The 23113-nt window shown below is 62.3% G+C and carries 22 protein-coding genes; 14 read left to right on the forward strand and 8 right to left on the reverse strand.

Going from position 1 to position 23113, the window contains the following annotated elements:
- Window positions 1–3 precede the first annotated feature (3 nt).
- Genes C7H85_RS07170 through antA form a run of 4 tightly spaced genes read right to left on the reverse strand, consistent with a single transcriptional unit; the run spans window position 4 to window position 3856 of the window.
- Entirely contained in the window at window positions 4–912 is a 909-nt protein-coding gene (locus C7H85_RS07170) for an acetaldehyde dehydrogenase (acetylating) (protein ID WP_106729028.1), read from the reverse strand.
- Window positions 913–951: 39 nt separating this feature from the next.
- Window positions 952–1965, reverse strand: a complete 1014-nt coding sequence (gene antC / locus C7H85_RS07175) for an anthranilate 1,2-dioxygenase electron transfer component AntC (RefSeq protein ID WP_106729029.1) — start codon at window positions 1963–1965, stop codon at window positions 952–954.
- Between the two features lie 16 nt (window positions 1966–1981).
- Complete coding sequence (antB, locus tag C7H85_RS07180) at window positions 1982–2467, reverse strand: anthranilate 1,2-dioxygenase small subunit (RefSeq protein ID WP_106729030.1); 486 nt, start codon at window positions 2465–2467, stop codon at window positions 1982–1984.
- A 3-nt stretch (window positions 2468–2470) separates the two neighbouring features.
- Window positions 2471–3856: an anthranilate 1,2-dioxygenase large subunit gene (antA, locus tag C7H85_RS07185; RefSeq protein WP_106729031.1), complete on the reverse strand. Its 1386-nt coding sequence runs from the start codon at window positions 3854–3856 to the stop codon at window positions 2471–2473.
- A 299-nt stretch (window positions 3857–4155) separates the two neighbouring features.
- Between antA and C7H85_RS07190 the strand changes: the two genes are divergently transcribed.
- Window positions 4156–5136 carry an AraC family transcriptional regulator gene (locus C7H85_RS07190; protein ID WP_106729032.1) on the forward strand — a complete coding sequence of 327 codons (981 nt, stop codon included), beginning with the start codon at window positions 4156–4158 and terminating at the stop codon, window positions 5134–5136.
- Window positions 5137–5145: 9 nt separating this feature from the next.
- Here C7H85_RS07190 and C7H85_RS07195 read toward each other — a convergent pair whose 3' ends face one another.
- On the reverse strand, window positions 5146–5736 hold the full coding sequence (locus C7H85_RS07195) for a DUF4202 domain-containing protein (protein WP_106729033.1): 591 nt from the start codon (window positions 5734–5736) through the stop codon (window positions 5146–5148).
- A gap of 200 nt (window positions 5737–5936) precedes the next feature.
- Here C7H85_RS07195 and hmpA point away from each other — a divergent pair, with 200 nt between their 5' ends.
- Window positions 5937–7133 carry an NO-inducible flavohemoprotein gene (gene hmpA, locus C7H85_RS07200; RefSeq protein ID WP_106729034.1) on the forward strand — a complete coding sequence of 399 codons (1197 nt, stop codon included), beginning with the start codon at window positions 5937–5939 and terminating at the stop codon, window positions 7131–7133.
- A gap of 280 nt (window positions 7134–7413) precedes the next feature.
- Window positions 7414–8322, forward strand: a complete 909-nt coding sequence (locus C7H85_RS07205) for a SphA family protein (protein WP_106729035.1) — start codon at window positions 7414–7416, stop codon at window positions 8320–8322.
- 179 nt (window positions 8323–8501) lie between these two features.
- On the opposite strand, the gene C7H85_RS07215 is transcribed toward C7H85_RS07205, so the two are convergent.
- Window positions 8502–10199 (reverse strand): sigma-54-dependent Fis family transcriptional regulator, encoded by a 1698-nt coding sequence (locus tag C7H85_RS07215; RefSeq protein WP_106729036.1) that lies wholly within the window; start codon window positions 10197–10199, stop codon window positions 8502–8504.
- 341 nt (window positions 10200–10540) lie between these two features.
- Between C7H85_RS07215 and C7H85_RS07220 the strand changes: the two genes are divergently transcribed.
- From C7H85_RS07220 to C7H85_RS07265, 10 genes are all read left to right on the forward strand, one after another.
- Window positions 10541–10834: a phenol hydroxylase subunit gene (locus C7H85_RS07220; protein WP_106729037.1), complete on the forward strand. Its 294-nt coding sequence runs from the start codon at window positions 10541–10543 to the stop codon at window positions 10832–10834.
- Between the two features lie 25 nt (window positions 10835–10859).
- Window positions 10860–11852, forward strand: coding sequence for an aromatic/alkene monooxygenase hydroxylase subunit beta (locus tag C7H85_RS07225; protein ID WP_106729038.1), 993 nt, complete (start codon window positions 10860–10862; stop codon window positions 11850–11852).
- Between the two features lie 13 nt (window positions 11853–11865).
- Complete coding sequence (locus C7H85_RS07230) at window positions 11866–12135, forward strand: MmoB/DmpM family protein (RefSeq protein ID WP_106729039.1); 270 nt, start codon at window positions 11866–11868, stop codon at window positions 12133–12135.
- A 14-nt stretch (window positions 12136–12149) separates the two neighbouring features.
- A complete protein-coding gene (locus C7H85_RS07235) occupies window positions 12150–13655 on the forward strand; it encodes an aromatic/alkene/methane monooxygenase hydroxylase/oxygenase subunit alpha (RefSeq protein ID WP_106729040.1) in 1506 nt (501 codons plus the stop codon).
- A 51-nt stretch (window positions 13656–13706) separates the two neighbouring features.
- Window positions 13707–14069 (forward strand): phenol hydroxylase subunit P4, encoded by a 363-nt coding sequence (locus C7H85_RS07240; RefSeq protein WP_106729041.1) that lies wholly within the window; start codon window positions 13707–13709, stop codon window positions 14067–14069.
- 9 nt (window positions 14070–14078) lie between these two features.
- Window positions 14079–15140 (forward strand): NADH:ubiquinone reductase (Na(+)-transporting) subunit F, encoded by a 1062-nt coding sequence (locus tag C7H85_RS07245; protein ID WP_106729042.1) that lies wholly within the window; start codon window positions 14079–14081, stop codon window positions 15138–15140.
- Between the two features lie 46 nt (window positions 15141–15186).
- On the forward strand, window positions 15187–16308 hold the full coding sequence (locus C7H85_RS07250; RefSeq protein ID WP_106729043.1) for a muconate/chloromuconate family cycloisomerase: 1122 nt from the start codon (window positions 15187–15189) through the stop codon (window positions 16306–16308).
- 52 nt (window positions 16309–16360) lie between these two features.
- Window positions 16361–16651 (forward strand): muconolactone Delta-isomerase, encoded by a 291-nt coding sequence (gene catC, locus C7H85_RS07255; protein WP_106729044.1) that lies wholly within the window; start codon window positions 16361–16363, stop codon window positions 16649–16651.
- Window positions 16652–16707: 56 nt separating this feature from the next.
- Complete coding sequence (catA, locus tag C7H85_RS07260) at window positions 16708–17649, forward strand: catechol 1,2-dioxygenase (RefSeq protein ID WP_106729045.1); 942 nt, start codon at window positions 16708–16710, stop codon at window positions 17647–17649.
- A 348-nt stretch (window positions 17650–17997) separates the two neighbouring features.
- A complete protein-coding gene (locus C7H85_RS07265; RefSeq protein ID WP_106729391.1) occupies window positions 17998–18834 on the forward strand; it encodes an HpcH/HpaI aldolase/citrate lyase family protein in 837 nt (278 codons plus the stop codon).
- Window positions 18835–18920: 86 nt separating this feature from the next.
- Here the strand turns inward: C7H85_RS07265 and C7H85_RS07270 are convergent, their stop codons facing one another.
- Together C7H85_RS07270 and C7H85_RS07275 are read right to left on the reverse strand one after the other, a co-directional pair.
- On the reverse strand, window positions 18921–19055 hold the full coding sequence (locus tag C7H85_RS07270) for an entericidin A/B family lipoprotein (RefSeq protein ID WP_342749332.1): 135 nt from the start codon (window positions 19053–19055) through the stop codon (window positions 18921–18923).
- Window positions 19056–19126: 71 nt separating this feature from the next.
- Window positions 19127–21700 carry a putative bifunctional diguanylate cyclase/phosphodiesterase gene (locus C7H85_RS07275; RefSeq protein ID WP_106729047.1) on the reverse strand — a complete coding sequence of 858 codons (2574 nt, stop codon included), beginning with the start codon at window positions 21698–21700 and terminating at the stop codon, window positions 19127–19129.
- A gap of 227 nt (window positions 21701–21927) precedes the next feature.
- Between C7H85_RS07275 and chrA the strand changes: the two genes are divergently transcribed.
- Window positions 21928–23067, forward strand: a complete 1140-nt coding sequence (chrA, locus tag C7H85_RS07280) for a chromate efflux transporter (protein ID WP_106729048.1) — start codon at window positions 21928–21930, stop codon at window positions 23065–23067.
- Window positions 23068–23113: the final 46 nt, after the last annotated feature.

Raw genomic sequence — 23113 nt, forward strand, 5'->3', positions numbered from 1 at the left:
TCCTTAGCCCCGGGCCGGCAACGTAATGGCGCCGCTGGCCGCTTCTTCCGCGAACATCTCGGCGGTGCGCAGGGCGGCGGCGGTCATGATGTCCAGGTTGCCGGCATAGGTGGGCAGGAAATCGCCCAGGCCTTCCACTTCCATGAACATCGACACCTTGTTGCCGTCGAACACCGGGCCGTTGACCAGCTTGTAGCCGGGCACGTACTGGCGCACCTGCTCGACCATGTCCAGCACCGAGCGGGTGATGGCGGCCTGGTCCGGCTCGCCGTCCACCAGGCAGTGCACGGTGTCGCGCATCATCAGCGGCGGCTCGGCCGGGTTGATGATGATGATGGCCTTGCCCTGGCGGGCGCCGCCCACCGACTCCACCGCGCCGGCGGTGGTACGGGTGAACTCGTCGATGTTCTGGCGGGTGCCGGGGCCGACCGAGCGGGAGGCGACGGTGGCGATGATTTCGCCGTAGGCGACCGGCTGCACCCGGGACACGGCGGCGACCATGGGGATGGTGGCCTGGCCGCCGCAGGTGACCATGTTGACGTTCATCTCGAGCGTTTCGGCGTGCTGCTTGAGGTTGACCGGCGGCACGCAGAAGGGGCCGACGGCGGCGGGGGTGAGGTCAATCATGATGACCCCCAGTTCGTTGAGCTTGCGGCTGTTCTCGGCGTGGACATAGGCCGAGGTGGCGTCGAAGGCGATACGGATGTCGTCCGCCAGCACGTGGGGCAGCAGGCCGTCGACGCCGGTGTCGCAGGTCTTGATGCCCATCTCGCGGGCGCGCTTGAGGCCCTCCGAGGTGGGGTCGATGCCGACCATCCAGACCGGCTCAATCCAGTCGGAACGCAGCATCTTCATCAGCAGGTCGGTGCCGATGTTGCCCGGACCGATAATGGCCGCCTTGAGTTTTTTCATTGATACATCTCCAGAATGCGTAGTGACCATGGCGCCGGATCAGCTGGACACGAATTTTTCGAAATAGAGCTGGTGATCGGCCACCTGATTGACTTCCAGCCAGGTCTGGGTGGCGTCGATCATCGGCGGCGGCCCGCACAGGTAGGCATCGAAGGGCTGCTGCAAAAAGTCCTGGTCGAACAGGTCGCACACCACGCCACGCTTGCCCGGCCAGTGCTCGGAAGGCTTCATCACGATGACCTCGTAGTCGAAGTCGGCCAGCTTTTCCTTGAAGGAGTCCAGCCGCTCCAGCTCGCTCAGATCCTGATCCTGAGTCACGCCGTAGCACAGGCGAATGGCGTGCGGGCAATCCCCCCTGGCCACCAGCCGCTCCAACATGCTGAGGAAGGCGGACAGGCCGGTGCCGCCGGCCACCATCAGCAGGGGGCGTTCCACTTCCCGCAGGTAGAAGGCACCCATGGGCGCCTCGAAGCGGATGGCGTCGCCCACCCGGCAGCGCTGGCGCAGGTAATCACTCATCACCCCGCTCGGCAGCAGCCGGATAAGAAAACGCACAAAGCCTTCTTCCGTCGAGTGGTTGGCGAAGGAGTAAGCCCGCCACTCGTCCGTGCCCGGCACCTGCACCCGGCCGTACTGACCGGGCAGGTACTTGAGCCGACCGCCCTCGCCTTCCAGCTTGATCTCGATCAGGGCGGCGGCGTCCGATACCTGCTTGAAGGCGCTGACGGTACCCTCGAAAAGCTCGGTCGACACGCTGCACAGGGTCGAGTCCACATCGAAATAGAAGGAGCCGGACGACTTCAGTCGGGTCTGGCAGGCCAGGATATGGCCGGCCTCGAGTTCCTTTTCATTCAGGGCCTCGTCATCCACATACTCCAGTTCAACCTCGCCGGACTCGCAGCGTCCGCGGCAGGTGGCGCAAACCCCTTCCCGGCAGTCGACCGGCAGGTTGACGCCCTGGCGCAGGGCGGCATCCATCAGAAACTCGTTTTCCTTCACTTCGATGAAGCGGGTGTTCCCATCACGGAATACGATGGCGGCAGAATAAGACATAACAACCTCGGCCCAGTTAGACGTGATAAAAATCCAGCACCGAATCAATCCTGTCGTTCAGCAAGATGGACTGCTTGTAGGTGATCTTCCAGGCGTCCCCTTCCCGGCGCAGCCGGTAATGGGCGGTGCCGAAGAAGTGGTGGCTCTCGCCGAAACGGTAGTAATGGGTAACCCAGTTCACCTTCACCAGGAACCGGCCATCCTCGCCCTGCCGGTAGCGCAGGTTGTTGACCAGATGCAGGGTGCGCGGCATGGGGGTACAGGCCGCCGACTTGCCGGTTCGGATGCGGAACACCCGGTCTTCGATGCCCCCCCGGTTGGGGTAATACATCAGCGACATTTCCCGCTTGGGATCCTGGGTATAGCTGTGCTCGCTGTCCCACTGGGGAATATGGAATTCACATTCGGGGGCGAACTGCTCCAGGTAGTTGTCCCAGTCCTGGTTGTCGCAGAACTCGGCAACCCGGTAAAAAAACTGCTCGAGTGACTGTTGATGTTCCATGGTTTACGCCTCCTCCTGACTTACCTTTTGCTTCAGTCCTTCCCGCATCATCTGCTGCCAGGCGCCGTGCTGGTTCACATAGAGCCCTTCGTGGGTGAACTCGACCCCGGTGATCGCAGGCGTGATGCCCAGCACCTTGCTGTTGGGCGTCTCGCCGTATTGCCAGCTCTCGTAACCCCGGGAAATGTCGCTCCAGGGGGAGAGCCGGGCCTCGAAGCCGCGCTGGGATTCCTTGAACTCCACCAGATCGTCGGGGGTGCCCATGCCGGAGACGTTGAAGAAGTCCTCGAACTGACGGATGCGGTTTTCCCGATCCGCGTCCGACTCGCCCTTGACGCCCAGGCAGAGGCTGATCACCTCGGTCTTGTTCCAGGCCACCGGGCGGATGATGCGCAGCTGGGAGCTGATCTGATCCATGAAGAACAGGCTGGGGTAGATGTTCAGGTTGCGCAGCCGGTGCATGGTCCACCTGGCCCGCTCTTCCGGCAGCTGCTCCAGCAGGCGCGGCATCACGGTCCGGTAACCGGGGCGAACCTGGGGATTGGGCATGTCGCTGAACAGCAGGCTGTGGCCATGGCGGAAGGAAAACCAGCCGTCGTCGGTGTCCTTGTCGCCGGCGCCCAGCTTGCTGTAGTCCAGGGTGTCGCCGCTGGCGCCCTGTTTCTGGGCTTCCAGCTCACGACGATGCTGCACCGTGCTGACGTAGTTGTAATGCACGGTGCTGACGTGGTAACCGTCCAGGCCGTTTTCGTTCTGCAGCTTCCAGTTGCCATTGAAGGTATAGGTGGACTGGCCGGGCAGCACCTCCAGTTCGCCGGTGGCGGACTGCTCCACCATCATGTCGAAGAACAGCCGGGTGTCGCCGAGAAAATCCTCCAGGCTCAGGCCGGACTCGGTGTCCAGGCTGATAAAGACAAAGCCCTTGTAGCTGGCAACGCGCGCCTGGCGCAGACCGCGGCTGGACTTGTCGAAGTCGGCGGGGTATTCACCGGGCGCCTTTACCTTCACCAGCCGGCCATCGGACTTGTAGCACCAGGCGTGGAAGGGGCAGGTAAAGGTGGACTGGTTGCCCTTGCACACCCGGGTCAGGGTCGCCCCCCGGTGCTGGCAGGTATTGGCCAGCGCATGGATCTCGCCCTTGCCGTCGCGGGTGATGATCATCGGCTGGCGGCCGGCCTGCATGGTGATGAAGTCGTTGGGGTTGGGGATCTGGCTTTCGTGGCAGGCAAAGATCCACTGCTTCTCGAAAATCAGCTCCATCTCGAGATCGAACAGTTCCCTGTCGGTAAAGATGTCCCGGGCGATGCGGAACACGCCCTCATCGGGACGAAAGTCCAGGCTGTTTTCGATGAACGCTTGCCACTGGGCCAAGTTTCTCTGGGTGCTCATGGGGTCCTCTCCTTTTGAACCTGATTGCTATGGCTGCCAATCTAGCGCTCCGGGGAAAGGGGCAATATTCAGTTTGCCGGTTAACGATATGCAGTTTTTATGGGTCGAAAATGTTAAGCGAAGTGAGCCTTCATAAGGCCGGTGTCAGGCGGCGCTCCTGCCCGCCCTTGGTTGACAGCCGCGGGCAAAGAGCACAAGATGCCGCGTAAAACAGATGTTAAAAAATAAAAAATTATTAACTCATCACGGCCGGATGCCGGTGATGACGAGGCCGGAAGCACTGTCCGAGAGGGAATACCATGAGCCAGTACCACCACAGGGTACAGCGACAATTTCTGGCCGCGGAGCTGAACAGCATCAGTTCGGCCCGCGACTGGATGAGGAGCGTCTGCGGCCCCCACGATCTGGAAATTCTAAAGCCCAACGAGCTGCTGTTTCGCCACCAGGGTGCCGTGCTGGGCCAGCTATCCTTCGGCGTGATCGAATATTCCACCGCCGCCCATGTCAAAACCCAGGATCTGCTGCACAGCTACAGCATCAGCCTGCCGCTGGCCGGCAGCCAGTATGTCGAACACAAAAAGGACAGAATTGAATCCAACCCTGAGCTGGGTTTGATCATTTCCCCCGGCCATCCGGTCAGCCTGATACTGGGCGCCGATTGCCGCAAGCAGCTGGTGCGCATCTCCCGCACCGCGGTAGAGCAGAAACTGGCGTCGCTGCTGCACAGAGAAATCACCAAAGCGGTGATCTTCGAGCCGGGGATCCGGCTGAACGAGGGCATGGGCGACTGGTGGAACACGGTCGCCACCCTGCAGGGCATGCTGCAAAACCAGAGCAGCCTGTTCGACTTTCCCCACGTCTGGGCGTCCTTCCAGGACACCCTGATCACCGGCCTGCTCTATGCCCAGCCGCATAACTATTCCCGCGAGCTGGAAGACAGGCAGCTCAACAGGCCCGCCTACCTGCACGAACTGGAAGCCATGATGCAGAAAAATCTGGATAAATCGCTGACGCTGTCGGATTTTGAACAACTGGTGGGCATCGGCCGTGAACGGCTGTACAAAGACTTTCACCAGTTCTACGGCTGCTCGCCGGTGGCGCACTTTCGCAACCTGCGCTACGAGGAAGTACGCCGGCGCCTGCAGCAGGCCGATGCCGGAAAAAGCGTCTCCAGCATCGCCATGGACTGCGGTTTTACCCAGTTGGGCCGCTTCGCCAAGGACTACCAGCAGCGCTTTGGCGAGCTGCCCTCGGCCACCTTCGGCAAGGCCAGGTGCTGAGCGTCCGGCTCAGGCCGCCAGGGCCTTGCCCACCAGGCTCTGCACCGGCGCGCTGAGCGGCACCTTGAGGGCGGCGGCGTGGCCCGCTTCCGACATTTTGCCCCAGGTTTTGCGGATGATGTCGAGCAGTTTTTCCTCTTCGTGCTTGGTGGCGAAGTCTTCCAGGTAATAGTGGATGAACACCAGGCAGATCACGTCTTCCAGGGTTTGCACCTCGTCGTCGCGCTTGAGCTGCTTCTTCAGCAGCAGGGCCTTCACCCGTTCCTGATCTTCCTCACCATAACCGGCATTTTCCATCAGTTTGGCGGTGAGTTCGCCGTGATATTTCGCCAGATCGGTGCGCCAGTGCTTGTAGCCGGCTCTGTCCATGGGGTAGTCGGTACGGGGCACCGTCCAGCGCCGGATGTGCTGGGCCCGGGCGGCGATTTGCAGCAATTCGGAGGCGTTCGGCGCAAATCGGGCCAGCTGCTCGCTCATACGCAGGCTGTAGAGGTATTCCTTGGGCCAGCTCTGGCCGTCGGCCTGCTCCTGGTGGGGATCCTGGCGGTTTTCCGCGTCGATGGCGTCCAGTACCTGCTGCAGGCGGGAATCTTGGGTCATGGGGGCGTCCTCATTCGTTGGCAAATAACAGTATTGTTGTCGCTAAGCCCGCTGTTGCAAAGGGAAAATGCCGTTTTCTCCGCTTCTCCACTGGCCGGACCATGCATAAAAGCCGCAGGATCTTATTGATGCATATCAAATGTACCTATAAGATACGCGAAAAGTTGCACCTCACATATTAATTAAAACGGAGAAGCAAAATGCTGGACGCACGCACCATCGACATCATCAAGAGCACCATTCCCCTGCTGGAGTCGGCCAACACCGCCCTGACCGAGCACTTCTACCGGCGCATGTTCCGCGACAACCCGGAGCTGAAGGACGTGTTCAACCTGAGCCACCAGGCGTCCGGCCGCCAGCCGGCGGCGCTGTTCGCCGCCGTACTGGCCTATGCCAAAAATATCGACAACCCAGTGGTGCTGAGCGCGGCGGTGGAGCGCATCGCCCACAAGCACACCGGCTTTGCCATCCAGCCCGGCCAGTACGACATCGTCGGCCACCACCTGCTGGAAACCATCAAGGAGCTGGCCCCGGACGCGGCCACCCCCGAAGTGATCGACGCCTGGGCCCAGGCCTACGGCGCCCTGGCCAATATTTTTATCGGCCGGGAGGAGCAGATCTGCCGGGCCAACGAGAGCAAAACCGGCGGCTGGCGCGGCACCCGCGCCTTTGTGGTGAAGGAAAAGCAGGCCGAGAGCGAGCAGATCACCAGCTTCCTGCTGGTCCCGGCCGACGGCGGCCCAGTGGCCGACTACCTGCCCGGCCAGTACCTCAGCCTGCACCTGGATGCGGCCGAACTAGCCCACAAGGAATACCGCCAGTATTCCCTGTGCCAGGCCCCCAACGGCCGGGATTACCGCATCGCGGTCAAGCGCGAGCCCGGCGGCACCGGCTCCAACTTCCTGCACGACAAGGTAGCCGAGGGCGATGTGCTGCAGCTGCTGCCGCCGGCGGGAGACTTCTTTATGGCGGTGGATGCCGGCACCCCGGTGGTGCTGATCTCCGGCGGCGTGGGCCAGACCCCGATGCGCGCCATGCTGGATCAGCTGCTCACCCAGGGCCACCCGGCGCCCATCCACTGGCTGCACGCCTGCGAAAACGGCGCCCAGCACGCCTTTGGTGACGATATCCGGCAACGCCGCCAGGCCCACGCCAACCTGGAGACCCACGTCTGGTACCGCGAGCCCGCCGCCCAAGATCGCCCGGCGGAAGATTTTGACGCCACCGGCCTGATGGATCTGAACAAGGTCAAGGACAGCATCCTGCTGCCCGGCGCCCACTACTACTTCTGCGGCCCCCTGCCCTTTATGGCCATGGTCAAGGAGCAACTCTCCGGCTGGGGCATCGCCGACGAGCAGCTGCACTACGAAGTGTTCGGCCCGCACCAGCAGCTCTGAGGGCCCGCCGCCATGCCACTCCCCGTGGCATGGCGGCTTTATCATTTCATCAACCCCTCGCCCGCCACTTCATCATTTCACCAAGTTTTTTCGCTCCCCTTTTCCGACTTATTCCTAAAAACCCATATAAAACAAACCATTAAACATCGTGCCACAGTGGCACGATTGTTGATTAAATATCAACAGTGCGTTACTCATCTGTTTAGATAAACAAGCCGGCGCCGCGTTGACGGTTTCACTGAACCGAGTCGACCGCCCATATCAACAACAAGGAGAAGTTATGACACTAGCATGCGCAACCATACCGGGGAGCAAACCAAAACAGACCAGGCTGGTTAAAGCGGTCGCCCTGGCCCTGGCCGCCCTGTCCGGCCCGGCCCTGGCCGCCAACGGCCACTATGTGCCCGGGGTGGAGGGCATCAAGGGCCCGGTGGTGCCGCCCGCCGGCACCTATTACCGGGGCTATCTGGTGCACTACGATTTTGACGAAATCACACTGCCCAATGGCGACACCGCCCCCCTCAAGGGCAATGTGACCGCCCTGGCCAACCGCTTTATCCACATTACCGAGAAAAAACTGCTCGGCGCCGATTACGGCTTCGAAACCATCATTCCGGTGCAGCGCAACGACTTCGACTTCGCCAACAGCAAGGAGTCCGGCGTGGGTGATATCTTTGTCGGCCCGGTGGTGCTGGGCTGGCACGGCCAGCAGTGGGACGCGGTGTTCGCCGCCGGAATCTGGCTGGATACCGGCGACTACAGCAGCACCGAGCCCGCCTCCATCGGCAAGGGCCACAAGACCACCATGCTGACCCTGGGTGGTACTTACCATTTCGACGCGGCCAAGAGCTGGTCCGCCTCCGCCCTCTCCCGCTACGAGATCAAGTCGAAACAGGACGAGACCGGCATCACCCCGGGCGACAGCTGGCTGGTGGAATGGGGCCTCGGCAAACGGCTGGACAACGGCCTGGAGCTGGGCCTGGTCGGTTACGATGCCTGGCAGCTGGAAAACAGCAAGGGAGTGCCGGCCGGCACCGGCAAGGCCGAAAAACACGCCCTGGGGGTGGAGGCCGGCTATTTCTGGCCCTCGCTGATGCTGGGCCTGAACGCCGCCTACCTCAATGAATACCAAGTGAAGAACGGGCCCAGCGGCGATCTGTTCCGCCTGACCCTGACCAAGGTGTTTTAAGAGCCTGTTCAAGGTCTCGCGAGCTAGAGCCATGCAAGGCAAAAACAGGCGAGGAAGCGGAGTTTACGAGCTGTAAATGAGCATTCCGAGCCTGTTTTTAACGCAGCAGGGCCGACACGCAGCAGACTTTGAGCAGGTTCTAAGCCGCGGGAGCCCGCCCGCGCCGGCTCTCCTTACTCCTACTCCAGTTTCTTCATGCGGTAGGCCAGCGCCGGCCGGGTCAGGCCCAGGATGCGGGCCGCCCTGGACACATTGCCCTCGGCGGTATTGAGGGCGTGGCGGATCAGGCTCTGCTCCAGGTTTTCCAGGCTGAAGTCCTCGGTCAGCAATCGGGTACACCAGTCATCCGGCTCATCGTCCGCCTCGGCGGCCGTCTCCCGCAGGGAGCCGTCCAGGCGTACCCGGCCCACCGCCGAACCGTTGTCTTTGAAAGCGGGAAAGAAGCTGCATACTTCTATCTCGTTGTTGTTGTCGGTGAGGATGATGCCGCGCTCTATCAGGTTTTCCAGCTCGCGGATATTGCCCGGCCACTCATACGCCAGCAGGGCTTCCCGCGCCTTGTCGGTCACCCCCAGGATGCGCTTGTTGTACATGGCCTGGTAGCGATTGAGGAAATGCTGCACCAGCAGCGGTATGTCTTCCTTGCGCTCCCGCAGCGGCGGAATATGCACCGGAAAGATATTCAGCCGATAGAACAAATCCGCCCGAAAGCGCCCCTCCCGCACCGCCTGCTGCAGATCTTCGTTGGTGGCGGTGACCACCCGCACATCGATACGGCGGGTACGCACGTCCCCCACCCGCTCCAGCTCGCCTTCCTGCAGCACCCGCAGCAGGCTGGCCTGGGCCCGGGACGACAGCTCCACCACCTCGTCCAGGAAGATGGTGCCGCCGTCGGCCCGCTCGAACTTGCCTTCCCGGCTCTGGGTGGCGCCGGTATAGGCGCCCTTTTCCACCCCGAACAGCTCCGCCTCTATCAAGTCCGGCGGTATGCAGGCGCAATTCACCGCCACGAAGGGCTGGTCGGCCCGGTCGCTGGCCACATGCAGGCCGCGGGCGAACACCTCCTTGCCGACCCCGGTTTCCCCCAGCAGCAACACCGTCACCCGGCTGTGGGAGGCCCGCTGGATCAGTTTGCACACCTGGCGGAAGGCGGCCGACTGGCCGATGGAGTTGAATACCCGGTAGTCGTCTTCGGACTCGTCGCCCACGCTGTCGCGCAGCTTGACCAGCTCGCTCCTGAGCGCGAACAGCTCTTCCGCCACCGGGTCCGGCAGCATGAATTTCTCGATTTCCGCCTGGTCTTCCCATTCCTGGGCCGGCTTGCCGACGATGCTGCAGTGCGCGTCGCCCATGGCCACGCAACGCACTTCCTTGTAGATGATGGTCCGTCCCATGAAATAGCTGGTGTAGCCGCTGGCGTAACCGAGCAGGGTCCAGCAGATGGGCTCATCGGCGTGGCCGAACTCGTTCTGGTGCACGTCCGCCTCGTAGGAGTTGAACCAGTCGAACTCGCCGAGAAAGTGGCCCGAGTCCATGTCCAGCTCCAGCCGGGTGGGCACCACCTTGACCATGCCCCGGATGCCGTGCATCTGGGGCCCGGCCATAAAGCACTCTTCCCGGGCGATATGAGGACGTACCTTACGGGCGATTTCGGCGTCCTTCATGCCGGAGTGATAGCCGAAGCGCATCAGGAAGCGCTTGGCCCGCTGCACCCCAAGGGTCTCAATCAACTCCTTTCGCAACAACCCCATCACGGTGGCGTGGATCAACAGCATGCGCTGTTCGTTGAACCAGATTTTTCCCTGCTCCCCATCGAAGCGGATACCGGCGATCAGGTCTCCGGCTTCGGGGATCTTCAGGCTTTCAAGATCTCTCATCGGGCACTTTGCTCCCTGTCCATGGCTGCGATCAGTCCCCCGTCCGGGGCGGTGGCCGGCACTGTCTGTTGCCGGCTAGTGTATGGGGCCGACCCCAGGTTATCAATTGATTAAATAACTAACACCAAAGCAACAAAGTTAATCAAATGATTAATTCAGCGCTCCTTACCCCCGTTTCCCATGTCGCTCCAACAACACCGGAAATAAAAATAAAATCATAATAATCAAAAACATAAATAAATAACCCTGCGTACCTCACGGTTTGGCACAAGCGTTGCTCTATTGGGGCATGGGTTAACAAAAGGTTGCCCAAGGCCAAGAGACAGACAGGAGGTGTAAGGATGACGACCCCATTACCGTCAGCACAGAGCCAGGACGGAAGCGGCAGGCTGACCAAGTACATCCGTGTACGCAGTGCCCCGGACGCCCGCTTTGTCGAGTTCGACTTCGCCATCGACGATCCCGGCCTGTTCGTCGAACTGGTGCTGCCGCGGGACGCCTTCGACACCTTCTGCGCCGTCAACCGGGTGGTGACCATGACCCGGGAGCAGACCGAGGCCATCGACGCCGAGCTGGACAAGTGGCGCTACGGCGAAGAAACCCTGATGAGCCGCAACCGCGACCAGGCCCAGTAACCAATCCCCAGCAAGGAGCAAGCAGATGACACTGGAAATCAAAACCGCATCGGTGGAGCCGATACGCCAGACCTTCGCCAATATCAGCCGCCGTTTCGGCGACAAGCCGGCGACCCGCTATCAGGAAGCCACCTACGATGTGCAGGCCGAGGCCAACTTCCACTACCGTCCCCTGTGGCAGCCGGAGAAGGAGCTCAACGACAAAAGCCGCACCGCCATCGAAATGGCCGACTGGTACGGCTTCCGGGATCCGCGCCAGTTCTATTACGGCGCCTATGTGCAGCAACGGGCCCGCATGCAGGAAGGGGCCGAGAACAACTACGCCTTCTTCGAAAAACGCGAGCTGGCCGCCAACCTGGGCGACGAGCTGAAGGCCGCCATCACCCGCTTCCTGCTGCCCCTGCGCCATGTGGAGCAGGCCGCCAACCTCAACCACATGTACGGCGCCGACTACGGCTACGGCACCGCCATCACCCAGGCCCAGCTGTTCGCCGGCATGGATCGCTTAGGCATGGCCCAGTACCTGTCCCGCATCGGCCTGCTGCTGGACGACAACAGCGGCGATGCCCTGGCCCTGGCCCGGGCCAAGGAGCACTGGATGAAGGATCCGGCCTGGCAGGGGGTACGCGCCCTGTGCGAGGAAACCCTGGTCACCAAGGACTGGTTCGAGCTGTTCGTGGCCCAGGCCCTGGTGCTGGACACCCTGCTCAACGAACTGTTCTACCGCCGGCTCGACGCCTGGCTGGTGGCCAACGGCGGCCGCGACCTGGGCCTGCTCACCGAATTCATGCAGGACTGCCACAAGGATCTGGGCCGCTGGAGCGACAGCGTGTTCAAGGTCGCCGCCGGCGAAAGCGAGCACAACCGCCAGCAGCTGCAGCAATGGGCCCATCACTGGCGGAGCAAGGCCGCCGAAGCCCTGGCCCCCCTGGCCGGTGACATGCTGGGCGAAGGCGCCCTGGATGCCGCCCTCGCCGAACTCGACAAACGCATCGCCAAAGCCGGCCTTAACCAGTAAAGGAAGCAAGACCATGTCAAAGGTTTATCTCGCCCTGCAGGACAACGATATGTCCCGCTACATCGTCGAGGCCATAGAGGAAGACAACCCCGAGGCCACCATCAACCATCAGCCGGCGATGATCCGCATCGAAAACGAGGATCGGCTGGTGATCAAGCGGGCCACCGTCGAGGACAAGCTGGGCCGGGACTGGGACGTGCAGGAGCTGCACCTCAACCTGATCACCCTGGGCGGCAATGTGGATGAAGACGACGAGCAGCTCACGCTGAGCTGGAACAGTTAAGGGAGGAACGACTCATGGCTGCAAAAAAACTGAACATCAAGGACAAGTACCGTCTGCTGACCCGGGATCTGGACTGGGAGTTTTCCTACCAGGACCGTAAGGAAGCCTTTCCCTTCGAGGAGTTCGAAGGCATCAAGATCACCGACTGGTCGAAGTGGGAAGACCCCTTCCGCCTGACCATGGACGCCTACTGGAAATACCAGGCCGAGAAGGAGAAGAAGCTGTACGCCATCTTCGACGCCTTCGCCCAGAACAATGGCCAGCTCAACATCTCGGATCCGCGCTACGTCAACGCCATCAAGATCTTCCTGACCGGGGTCAGCCCGCTGGAATACCAGGCGTACCAGGGCTACGCCCACGTGGGGCGCCAGTTCGGCGGCATCGGCGCGCGCATCGCCTGTCAGATGCAGTCCATCGACGAACTGCGCCATGTGCAGACCCAGATCCACGCCATGAGCCACTACAACAAGTTCTTCGACGGCTTCCAGGACTGGACCCACATGCACGACCGGGTGTGGTACCTGTCGGTGCCCAAGTCCTTCTTCGAGGACGCCCGCTCCGCCGGCCCATTCGAGTTCCTGCTGGCGATCAGCTTCTCGTTCGAATATGTGCTGACCAACCTGCTGTTCGTGCCCTTTATGTCCGGCGCCGCCCATAACGGCGACATGGCCACCGTCACCTTCGGCTTCAGCGCCCAGTCCGACGAAGCCCGCCACATGACCCTGGGGCTGGAGATCATCAAGTTCCTGCTGGAGCAGCACGAAGACAACCTGCCCATAGTGCAGAAGTGGATCGACAAATGGTTCTGGCGCGGCACCCGCTTGCTGTCCATCGTGGCCATGATGATGGACTACATGCTGCCCAACAAGGTGATGTCCTGGAAGGAGGCCTGGGAGGTCTACTTCGAGGAAGCCGGCGGCGCCCTGTTCAAGGATCTGGCCCGCTACGGCATCCGCATGCCCAAGTACAGCGAAGTGATCGAGAAGGAGAAAGAGCACATCTCCCACCAGGCCTGGTGGATCTTCTACAACTTCGGCCACGCCGCCGGTTTCCATACCTGGATCCCCACCGACGAGGAGCTGGACTGGCTGAGCGAGAAGTACCCGGACACCTTCGACAAGTACTACCGCCCCCGCTGGGAGCTGGCCAAACAGATGGAGGCCGAGGGCAAGCGCTTCTACAGCAACGGCCTGCCGCAACTGTGCCAGGTGTGCCAGGTGCCCATGACCTTTACCGAGATGGACAGCGATCCGGGCCAGATCAGCTACCGCTCCGCCATGCACGAAGGCGAGCGCTACCACATGTGCTCCGACGGCTGCCACGACATCTTCTGCGACGAGCCCGAAAAGTTCGTGCAGTCCTGGCTGCCGGTGCACCAGATACTGCAGGGCAACTGCGGCGGTCCGGGCCTGGAAGAGGTGCTGAGCGAGTACTACCGCATGAATGTCGGCGCCGACAACATGGACATCAAGGACTCGCCCGACGAGCGTCGTTGGAAACAGTGGAAAGGCGTGGCCTGACCCGGGCCCGGCAACCGGGGGCCACGGCCCCCCAACAAGGAGACAGTTATCATGGCGGTTATCGCACTCAAGCAAGATTACAAGGGTGAAGTCAGGGACGCCCGGGCCAACTTCGGCGGCAATATCCTGGTGTACATCGGCTGGGATGAGCACCTGCTGTTCTGCTCGGCCAAGACCTTTCCCCTGCCCCCGGCCATGAGCTTCGGCGATCTGCTGGACAAGGTGATGCCGGAAGGCTTCGGCCAGCATCCGGATTTCGAACAGATCGACTGGAGCCGGGTGCAGTGGCGGCTCAACGGCGAGCCGCTGCATCCCTCCCGGGAGCAGACCCTGGAGCAGCTGGGCTTCGATCACAAATCGCTGCTGCGGTTCAGGACCCCGGGGCTGAACGGCTACAAGGGCACAGGTGTTTAAGGAGGACTTATGAGCTACGAAGTCACCATAGAGCCCACCGGCGATGTGATCGAGGTGGAAGAAGGACAAACCATACTGGATGCCGCCCTGCGTCAGGGGGTGTGGCTGCCCTTCGCCTGCGGCCACGGCACCTGCGGCACCTGCAAGGTGCAGGTGGTCGACGGTTTCGCCGACGTGGGCGAGGCCTCGCCCTTCGCCCTGATGGACGTGGAGCGGGAAGAAGGCAAGGTGCTGGCCTGCTGCTGCAAGCCCGAGTCCGATCTGGTGATCGAGGCCGACATCGACGTGGATCCCGACTTCGCCGGCCATCCGGTGGAGGACTACCAGGGCACCGTCACCGGGATCACCGCCCTCTCCCCCACCATCCGCGGCATCCGCATCGAGCTGGATCGGGACATGACTTTCCAGGCCGGCCAGTACATCAACCTGCAGGTGCCCGGGGTAACCGGCAGCCGCGCCTTCTCCCTGGCCAACCCGCCCGCCGCCAGGCGGGAGATAGAACTGCATGTGCGCAAGGTCGAGGGCGGCGCCGCCACCAGCTGGCTGCACGAGGAGCTCAAGGTGGGCGACCGGCTGAGCCTATCCGGCCCCTATGGCCAGTTCTTCGTGCGCAAGTCCGACGAGGGGGGCGCCATCTTTATCGCCGGCGGCTCCGGCCTGTCCAGCCCCCAGTCGATGATCCTGGATCTGCTGGCCGAGGGCGACCAGCGCCCCCTCTACCTGTTCCAGGGCGCGCGCAACGTCGCCGAGCTTTACAACCGGGAACTGTTCGAGCGGCTGGCCGCCGAGCACGACCACTTCCACTACATACCGGCGCTCAACGCCCCGCTGCCGGAGGACGACTGGCAGGGCTTCACCGGCTTCGTGCATGAAGCGGTCGCCGACTATTTCGAGCAGCGCTGCGGCGGCAACAAGGCCTACCTGTGCGGGCCGCCGCCGATGATCGACGCCGCCATCACCACCCTGATGCAAAGCCGGCTGTTCGAGCGGGACATCCATATGGAACGCTTCTTCACCGCCGCCGACGGCGCCCAGGAGCAGCCCCGTTCCGCCCTGTTCAAGCGTATATAAGGAAAACTGGCCATGAATAAATTAAAAAGCGAACAGGAGAGACGACATGTCGGCAACTATTCAGTCTGTTGAGGCCATCCTGGTCGACATCCCGACCATACGCCCGCACCAGCTGTCCATGACCACCATGGGCGTCCAGACCATGGTTATCGTACGGATGAAAGACTCTGCCGGTCTCGAAGGGCTGGGTGAGGCCACCACCATCGGCGGCCTGGCCTACGGCCCGGAAAGCCCCGAAAGCGTCAAGCTGACCATAGATACCTATCTGGCTCCCCTTCTGCTCGGCCAGCCGACAGACAACATCAACTCCCTGAGGGTCAGGCTGAATCGCCACACCCGAGGCAACAACCTGGCCAAGTCCGCCATCGAGACCGCCTTGCTGGATATGCAGGGCAAGCGCCTGAACCGCCCGGTTTCCGACCTGTTGGGCGGCGCCGTACAGCGGCATATTCCCGTACTCTGGACCCTGGCCAGCGGCGATACCGCAAAAGATATCGATGAAGCCCTGGGCCTGATCGCGGCCAGGCGCCACTGCGATTTTAAACTGAAGATCGGTGCCCGCGCGCTGATGGACGACGTGCGCCATGTGGCGGCCATCAAGGCCGCCGTGGGCGACAGCGCCAGCGTACGGGTCGACGTCAACCAGGCCTGGGATGAAGCGAGCGCCGCCAAAGGCATGGCCGAGCTGCAGGCGGCCGGCATCGACCTGGTCGAGCAGCCGACCCCGATGACGGATCTGGCGGCGCTGGTGCGCCTGTCGGAAAAGTTCCACCTTCCCATTCTGGCCGACGAAGCCGTGGCCGATTCCTCCGACATGTTCAGCCTGGCCTCCGCCGGTTTTGCCGGCGCGGTGGCCCTGAAGATCGCCAAGGCGGGAGGACCGCTCCAGGCGCTGGAAGTGGCGACCGTGGCCAGAGCGGCGGGGGTCGGCCTCTATGGCGGCACCCTGCTGGAAGGCACCATCGGCTCCGTTGCCGCGCTGCATGCCTGGTCCACGCTCGAAAAAATTCATTGGGGCACCGAGATGTTCGGCCCGCTGCTGATGAAGGACGACATCGTGGTCAGGCGATTGAACTTTCATGACAACGGCGTCGAACTGCCCGCCGGCCCCGGCCTGGGCATGGAGATAGATGAAGACAAGCTGGCCTACTACAGCAGAAAAAAATGAGTACCGCCGGAAATAAACACCGACGCAAAGATGTCCAGACGGAGAAGGAATCATGCTGTTTAAAGTCGAGATGAAGGTAACTATCCCCCATGACATGCCGGCCGACGTTATTGCCGACATCAAGGCGCGGGAGAAGGCCTACGCTCAGGCGCTGCAGGCCCGGGGCAAGTGGCGCCACCTGTGGCGGATAGCCGGCAGCTACGCCAACGTCAGCATCTTCGATGTGGCCGATAACGCCGAACTGCAGGAGCTGATAAGCGGGCTGCCCCTGTTCCCTTATATGGACATCGGTGTTGCCCCCTTGTGCCGGCATCCCTCGTCCATTCACGAGGATGACCGCTAAACCATCGGTCCTATTCCACGACCAAACAAGTCACAAACACGCAAGGAGCTAGAGCAATGTCAGTCAAAATCATGGAAACTCAAGAAGTCATCGAGCTGCTGGAAAAAGTAGCAGGGTTCGATCGGTCCGGTGGTCGCGACAGAGTCAAGACCATCATCCACCGTGTGGTGCACGATGTCTTTCAGATCATCGAAGATCTGGACATTACCCCGGAGGAGTTCTGGAGTGCCGTGTACTACCTCAACGAGTTGGGTAAAAACGGCGAAGCCGCCCTGCTGGCACCGGGTCTGGGCATGGACAAGTATCTGGACATCCGCATGGATGCCGAAGACGAACAAGCCGGCCTGGCCGGCGGTACCCCGCGCACCATCGAAGGTCCGTTGTACGTGGCCGGCGCGCCAATGAGTGAAGGCTTCGCCCGCCTGGACGACGGTACCGAGACCGGTGCAGAGATCATGTTGCTCAAGGGGGTGGTCACCGACGAGAACAACCAACCGCTGGCCAATGCCATCGTCGATGTATGGCACGCCAACAGCAAGGGCGCCTACTCCTACTTCGACTCCTCGCAAAGCGAATACAACCTGCGTCGTCGCATCAAGACCGACGCCGAGGGGCGCTACGTGGCACAGTCCATCATCCCGTCCGGCTACGGCTGCCCGCCCCAGGGCTCGACCCAGGCCCTGCTTACCCAACTGGGTCGTCACGGTCAGCGCCCGGCACACATCCACTTTTTCATCTCAGCATCCGGTCACAAGCACCTGACCACCCAAATCAACCTGGCCGGCGATCAATACACCTATGACGATTTCGCCTTTGCCACGCGCGATGAGCTGGTTGTAGCAGCACGCCCGGTAGCACATTCAGCGGAAGGCGAACGCCATGGCGTGACCGGTCCGGTCACCGAGGTGGAATTCAACATCCGGCTGGTGCCTACCGACAGGCAGGACCGGCAGGCAATGCACGAACGTCAGCGTGTGATGGCACCAGCCGACACCTGAAAGTCCACTTGATTAACGGGTGAGGAGTCGACCGGCCGAGAGGCCGGTCGATCATTGCAGCCACCATCAACCGCCATGATGACCTCGATACACAGAGGATGTGACTCATAGGCTCGCCAACCCGACCGACTCGACACACAGATCCTCGCCGCGGTAGCAGCCGGCCTTGCTATATCCCCCTCATAACCCGCTACGAAAGATTTCAAACAGGTTCCAGACGAAAGTCAAACAGCCGCGCCGATCGCACAACACCCATCCGGGTGTTTACAGTCGGCCAAGCTTGGGTCTAAATAGAAAGCACCTTTGCACAGCCCCCGGGCCATCCTGCCCGGGTACAGGGGCAACTATATGGATCTTAATACCCTGCAAACCCTGCTGTTCGTGCCGGCCAACCGGCCGGAACGCTATGAGAAAGCGATGGCCTCGGGTGCCGATGCGGTCATCATCGATCTGGAAGACGCGGTGCCGGCGGCGGAGAAGGACGGCGCCCGCAATACCCTGGCCGGCTGGCTGGAAAGCCGCCCCGCCGCCTCGGTGCTGGTGCGCATCAACGGCACCGGCAGCCCCTGGTTCAACCAGGACACCATTCTTTGCCGCTCTTCGGCCATCGCCGCCATCGTGGTACCCAAGGCCGAGGATCCCGGCGCCCTGAGCGAGCTCGCCAACATCACCGACAAGCCCCTGCTGCCCTTTATCGAATCGGCCCAGGCCTTCGCCCGCCTGGATGACATCGCCTCGGCCACCGGCGTGGTACGGCTGCTGTTCGGCAAGCTGGATCTGGCGGTGGACCTGGGCATGGACTACCCGCCGCCGGAAGGCGAGCCCCACGACGAGTCGCCCTTCCTGTTCGCCCGCAGCCAGTTGGTGATGCACTCCCGGGCCAACGGCCTGGCGGCGCCGCTGGACGCCGTCTATACCGACATTCACGACCAGCAGGGGCTGGCGGATTATACCCGCCAGAGCATGAAGCAAGGCTTCGGCGGCGTGCTGCTGATCCATCCCAAGCAGGTGCCGCCGGCCCGGGCCGCCCTGGCACCGACCACGGCACAAATCGCCTGGGCCAGGCGCATCCTGGAGGCCGAACGACGGGTCAACGGCGCCGTGGTGGCGGTGCGGGGCAACATGGTGGATGCGCCGGTCATGGCCCGGGCCAGACGCATACTGCAGCATATCGAGGCCGGTTAGCCCGGGGCGGGAGTGGTGGCCGGGTCTTCCGGGGGAGATCTCTGGTACGGTGGGCTGCGCGGGGCGGTATTCACCGCCCCCGCTTGTTACATATCGCTTTGCACATCCCGGGCGGCTTCTTCCACCGCCTGTCCGCCGCGCTGAATATCCTGGCCGGCGCCGGCAAAGGTATTGCACCCCGCCAGGCCGACGGCAATAAGGGCTGCCAACAGTGTCTTCATCATCATCGCCTTCCTCTCGCTGGGTAAATGACAATTCAGAAGTATAGACTCAATTGCGCAACCAGAACGGCTCAGCCCCGGCTCGCCATCACCGCCGCCAGGCTCGGGTTCGGCCGCCCGATATAAAAGCCCTGGGCATAGTCGATGCCGGTAGTCCGCACCAGCGCCAGCACCTCTTCCGTTTCCACGTATTCGGCCACCGTCTTTACCTCCAGTTGGCGCGCCAGCTGGGTGATGCTGCTGACAAAGGCCATGTCCCGGCTGTCGTTGGCCATGTTGGCGATAAACTCGCCCTCGATCTTGACGAAGTCGATGGGCAGGTGCTTCAGGTAGTGAAATGAGGAAAAACCTGAGCCAAAATCGTCGATCGCCAGTAAAAATCCGGCATCCTTCAGGGCCCGGATGAACTTCTCCAGCAGCGTCATGCTCTTCACCGTGTCCCGCTCGGTGATCTCGAACACCACCCGCCCCGGGCTCATGGCGTACTGCTGTACCAGGGCGTTGACCCGGGCCAGGAAGTCGCCGACCAGCACCGCCCGGGGCGACAGGTTGATAAACAACAGGCCCCGGTAGCCGGTGTCGCGCACCTGGCCGAAGGCCTTTTCCATCACGATGTAGTCGAGCAGGTGCACCTTGCCCATGGACTCGGCGATCTCGATGAACTCGCCGGCGTTCATCAGGCTGTCGTCCGCCAGCCGGATCCGGCTCAACACCTCCACCGCCCCCGGCTCGCCGTCGTCCATGGGCAGGATGGGCTGGAACACCGGCAGCAGGGTACGCTGCTCGATGGCCTGGTTCACCAACTGGGTTTTTTCGCTCATGTCGCGGAAGATGTCCGCCACATCCTGCTCTTTCGGCAGGCTAACCCGGTTCTTGCCCTGGGCCTTGGCGCGGTACATCAGGTTGTCCACGAACATGAACAGTTCCTTGGCGTGATCCGCATGATCCGGGTAGATGCCCACCCCGATGGAACAGGTGGTTTTGAGCGCGCCGCCCTCGTGCTCCATCACGAAGCCGTCCAGCGCCTTCAGCACCTGCTGGCTCACCTTTTCCGCCTTGTCCAGATCCGCCTCCGGCAGCACGATCACAAACTCATCACCGCCGTAGCGGGCCAGCACGTCGCCGTTGCCGAGCTGCCGCTTGAGCAACAGTGACAGCTCGGTCAGCAGCCGGTCGCCGCAGGCATGGCCGTAGCCGTCGTTGACCGACTTGAAGTTGTCCAGATCCAGCAGCAGCATGGCCACCGGGTAGCCGTGCCGGCGGCTGCGATCCAGCTCGTAGTCGAGCAGCTCCCAGAACATGCGCTGGTTGTAGAGGTTGGTGAGCGGATCCCGGGTGGCGTAGTACTCCAGATCCCGGGTGTACTTGTAGATGGCCTTGACCGAGCCCACCACGTTGAGCAGGGTGGAGAGGATGCTCTCCAGTACCAGTACCTTGGTCTTGTCCTTGACGATGTCCGCCTGCACCCCGATGCCGACGATACCGCCGATCTTGGGGGTTTCCACCAGCAGCGACTTGGTCTGCAGCTCGATGTCGCGGGCGTCCAGCTCGATCACGGCCTCGCCGCCTCCCTGCACCATGTTGTGGTGCAGCTTGAACTCGCTGTGGCTGAAGAAGGAATCCCGGGCCCTGAGCCGGGCCAGTACCGCCTGTTCCATCATGTCGCGGGTGCGGGGGCTGGGCGGGCGCAGCCAGAAAATCTCCAGGTCGAACAGCTCGTCGTCCACCTTGAAGATGGAGAACATGGTGTAGATGTCCAGCACCCGGTTGATGTCGAGCATCAGCACGTTGACGTATTCCCGCCAGTCGCGCACCACTTCCGAGGTGATCACGAATTTTTCCAGCAGCCGGATCTCGAATTCCAGCAGATCCTTGTCCACCGCTATGTTGCGCAGCTTGTCCGCCAGTTGCTCCACCTGGCCGAAGATGTTGTTCATCTCCTTGAAGCGGAACTGGCGGCGATCCTCCCCCATGCGCGACAGGTCCGACAGGGTTTCCACCTGCTCTATGCTGCGGGACAGGTGCTGCACCGAGTCGTTGATATGCAGGCTGACCCGGCGCACCGCCCAGAAGGCGAACAGCAGCGGCAGCGGCGACAGCAGCAGCAGGTAATAGAGCAGGTTGCGGTTGGCCAGCCCGAGCTGGGGCGAGAGATCCTGGCCGACTTCGATCACCCCCAGGGTATCCCCCACCCGGGCGTTGGTGTGGCAGGCCAGGCAGTTCTCGCTGGCGTTGAGCGGATAGAGGTAGCGCAGGTGCTCGCCCCGGTCGAAGGCGGCGATGTTGCCGCTTTGCAGCACTTGTTGCAGCGCCACATCCGGTGTCGGCTGATCGATATCACCGAAACGTTCGTTGACCAGCTCGCCCCGGTACAGGCCGATATGGAAGCTGCCGCCGTCGTTGCCGTCCGCCAGTTGGCCGAGGAAGGACTCCAGCTGGTTGCGGGTCCAGCCCTGGCTCATGATCAGGTACATGGAATTGAAGGTGTTCTCCGCCACCGAGGCCGCCACCTGCCGGGCATTTTCCCGGATGCTGCTCTGGTAGGCCTGGTTGGCAACCAGCAGCAGCAACAGGAAGCCGATCACCGAGAACAGCAGGGTACGATTCAGTAAATAGCGCCTGATCGTGGTCGGACGTCCGGCCATGGTTGGGTAGTCTCCTTGTTACCAAAGCGCAGACTATACCCAAGGGGGTCCCCCCCCGCATTGTTAAAGAAAGATTTTATTGACGCATATCAACAACAAAACATTTTTCAACCGTCCCCGGCCTCACTCCACTCAGGGTATTCCGTCGGAATACGTGCAACATCATCATAGAAATTCAACACTTAGCCATTATCATGGCGACAGATGTCTAAAAACGGGTAGCGCGCATGTTTCAGGTGTTCTGGCAGTTCTTCAAGCTGGGCTGGGTCAGCTTCGGTGGCCCAGCTGCTCATATCGGTTATTTTCAACGTCATTTCGTGCAACAACTCGGCTGGATCCCGCAGGATCGCTTCGCCTCCACCCTCGCCCTGTGCCAGTTCCTGCCCGGGCCCGCCTCCAGCCAGCTCGGCTTCGCCATCGGCTACCAGCGTGCCGGCCTGGGCGGCGCCGTCGCCGCCTTTATCGGCTTTACCCTGCCCTCTTTCCTGCTGATGCTCGCCCTGGCGCTGGCCGGCCAGGCCTGGGCCAGCCAGCCCGCCACCCTGGTAATCATCAACGGCCTCAAGCTGTTCGCCCTGGTGGTGGTGGCCGATGCGGTGCTGACCATGGCCGGCCAGTTCTGCCGCCAGCGGCTGACCCTGACCATCGCCGTGCTCACCGCCACGCTCTTGTGGCTGCTGTCCGGCCTGTTCGCCCAGTTCCTCGCCCTGCTGGCGGCGGCCCTGGCCGGCGCCCTCTGGCTGCGGCGGGCGGCAGGTGAAACCCCGGATCAGCACCGGACTATCCGCCCCAACTGGCCCTTCCTGTTGCTGTTCGCCGGCCTGCTGCTGGTACTGCCGCTGTTGTCGCTCGGCGGCAGCGCCGCCCTCTTCGCCGACGTCTACCAGGCCGGCAGCCTGGTGTTCGGCGGCGGCCACGTGGTGCTGCCGCTGCTGCAGGGGCTGCTGGCCGACCGGATCAGCCAGGAAACCTTCCTCACCGGCTACGCGGCGGCCCAGGCCATGCCCGGCCCCATGTTCACCCTGGCCACCTTTCTGGGCGCCGGGCTGCTGCCCGCCACCCCGGTGCTGGGCGCCCTGGTCGCCACCTTCGGCGTCTTCCTGCCCGGTTTCCTGCTGGTGCTGGCGCTGCAGCACGGCTGGCAGGCGCTGGCGGCCCGCCCGCGGCTGGCCGGCGCCGTGGCGGGGATCAACGCGGCGGTGGTGGGGCTGCTGCTGGCGGCGCTGTACCAGCCGGTGTTTGTCGCCAGCGTGACCGGCGCCCCGGCCCTGGCCGCCGCCGCCCTGGGCCTGCTGGCCCTGCGGGTGTTCAAGTGTCCGCTACTGGTGCTGATCCCGGCCTTTATGCTGTCGGGGTTCTGGCTGTAGCCGCACGGCCTGACTTTCTAGTCACAACCCTGGCTGTCTGATTTTA

Source organism: Zobellella endophytica (genome assembly GCF_003012775.1).
In the GTDB taxonomy this organism is placed as follows: domain Bacteria; phylum Pseudomonadota; class Gammaproteobacteria; order Enterobacterales; family Aeromonadaceae; genus Oceanimonas; species Oceanimonas endophytica.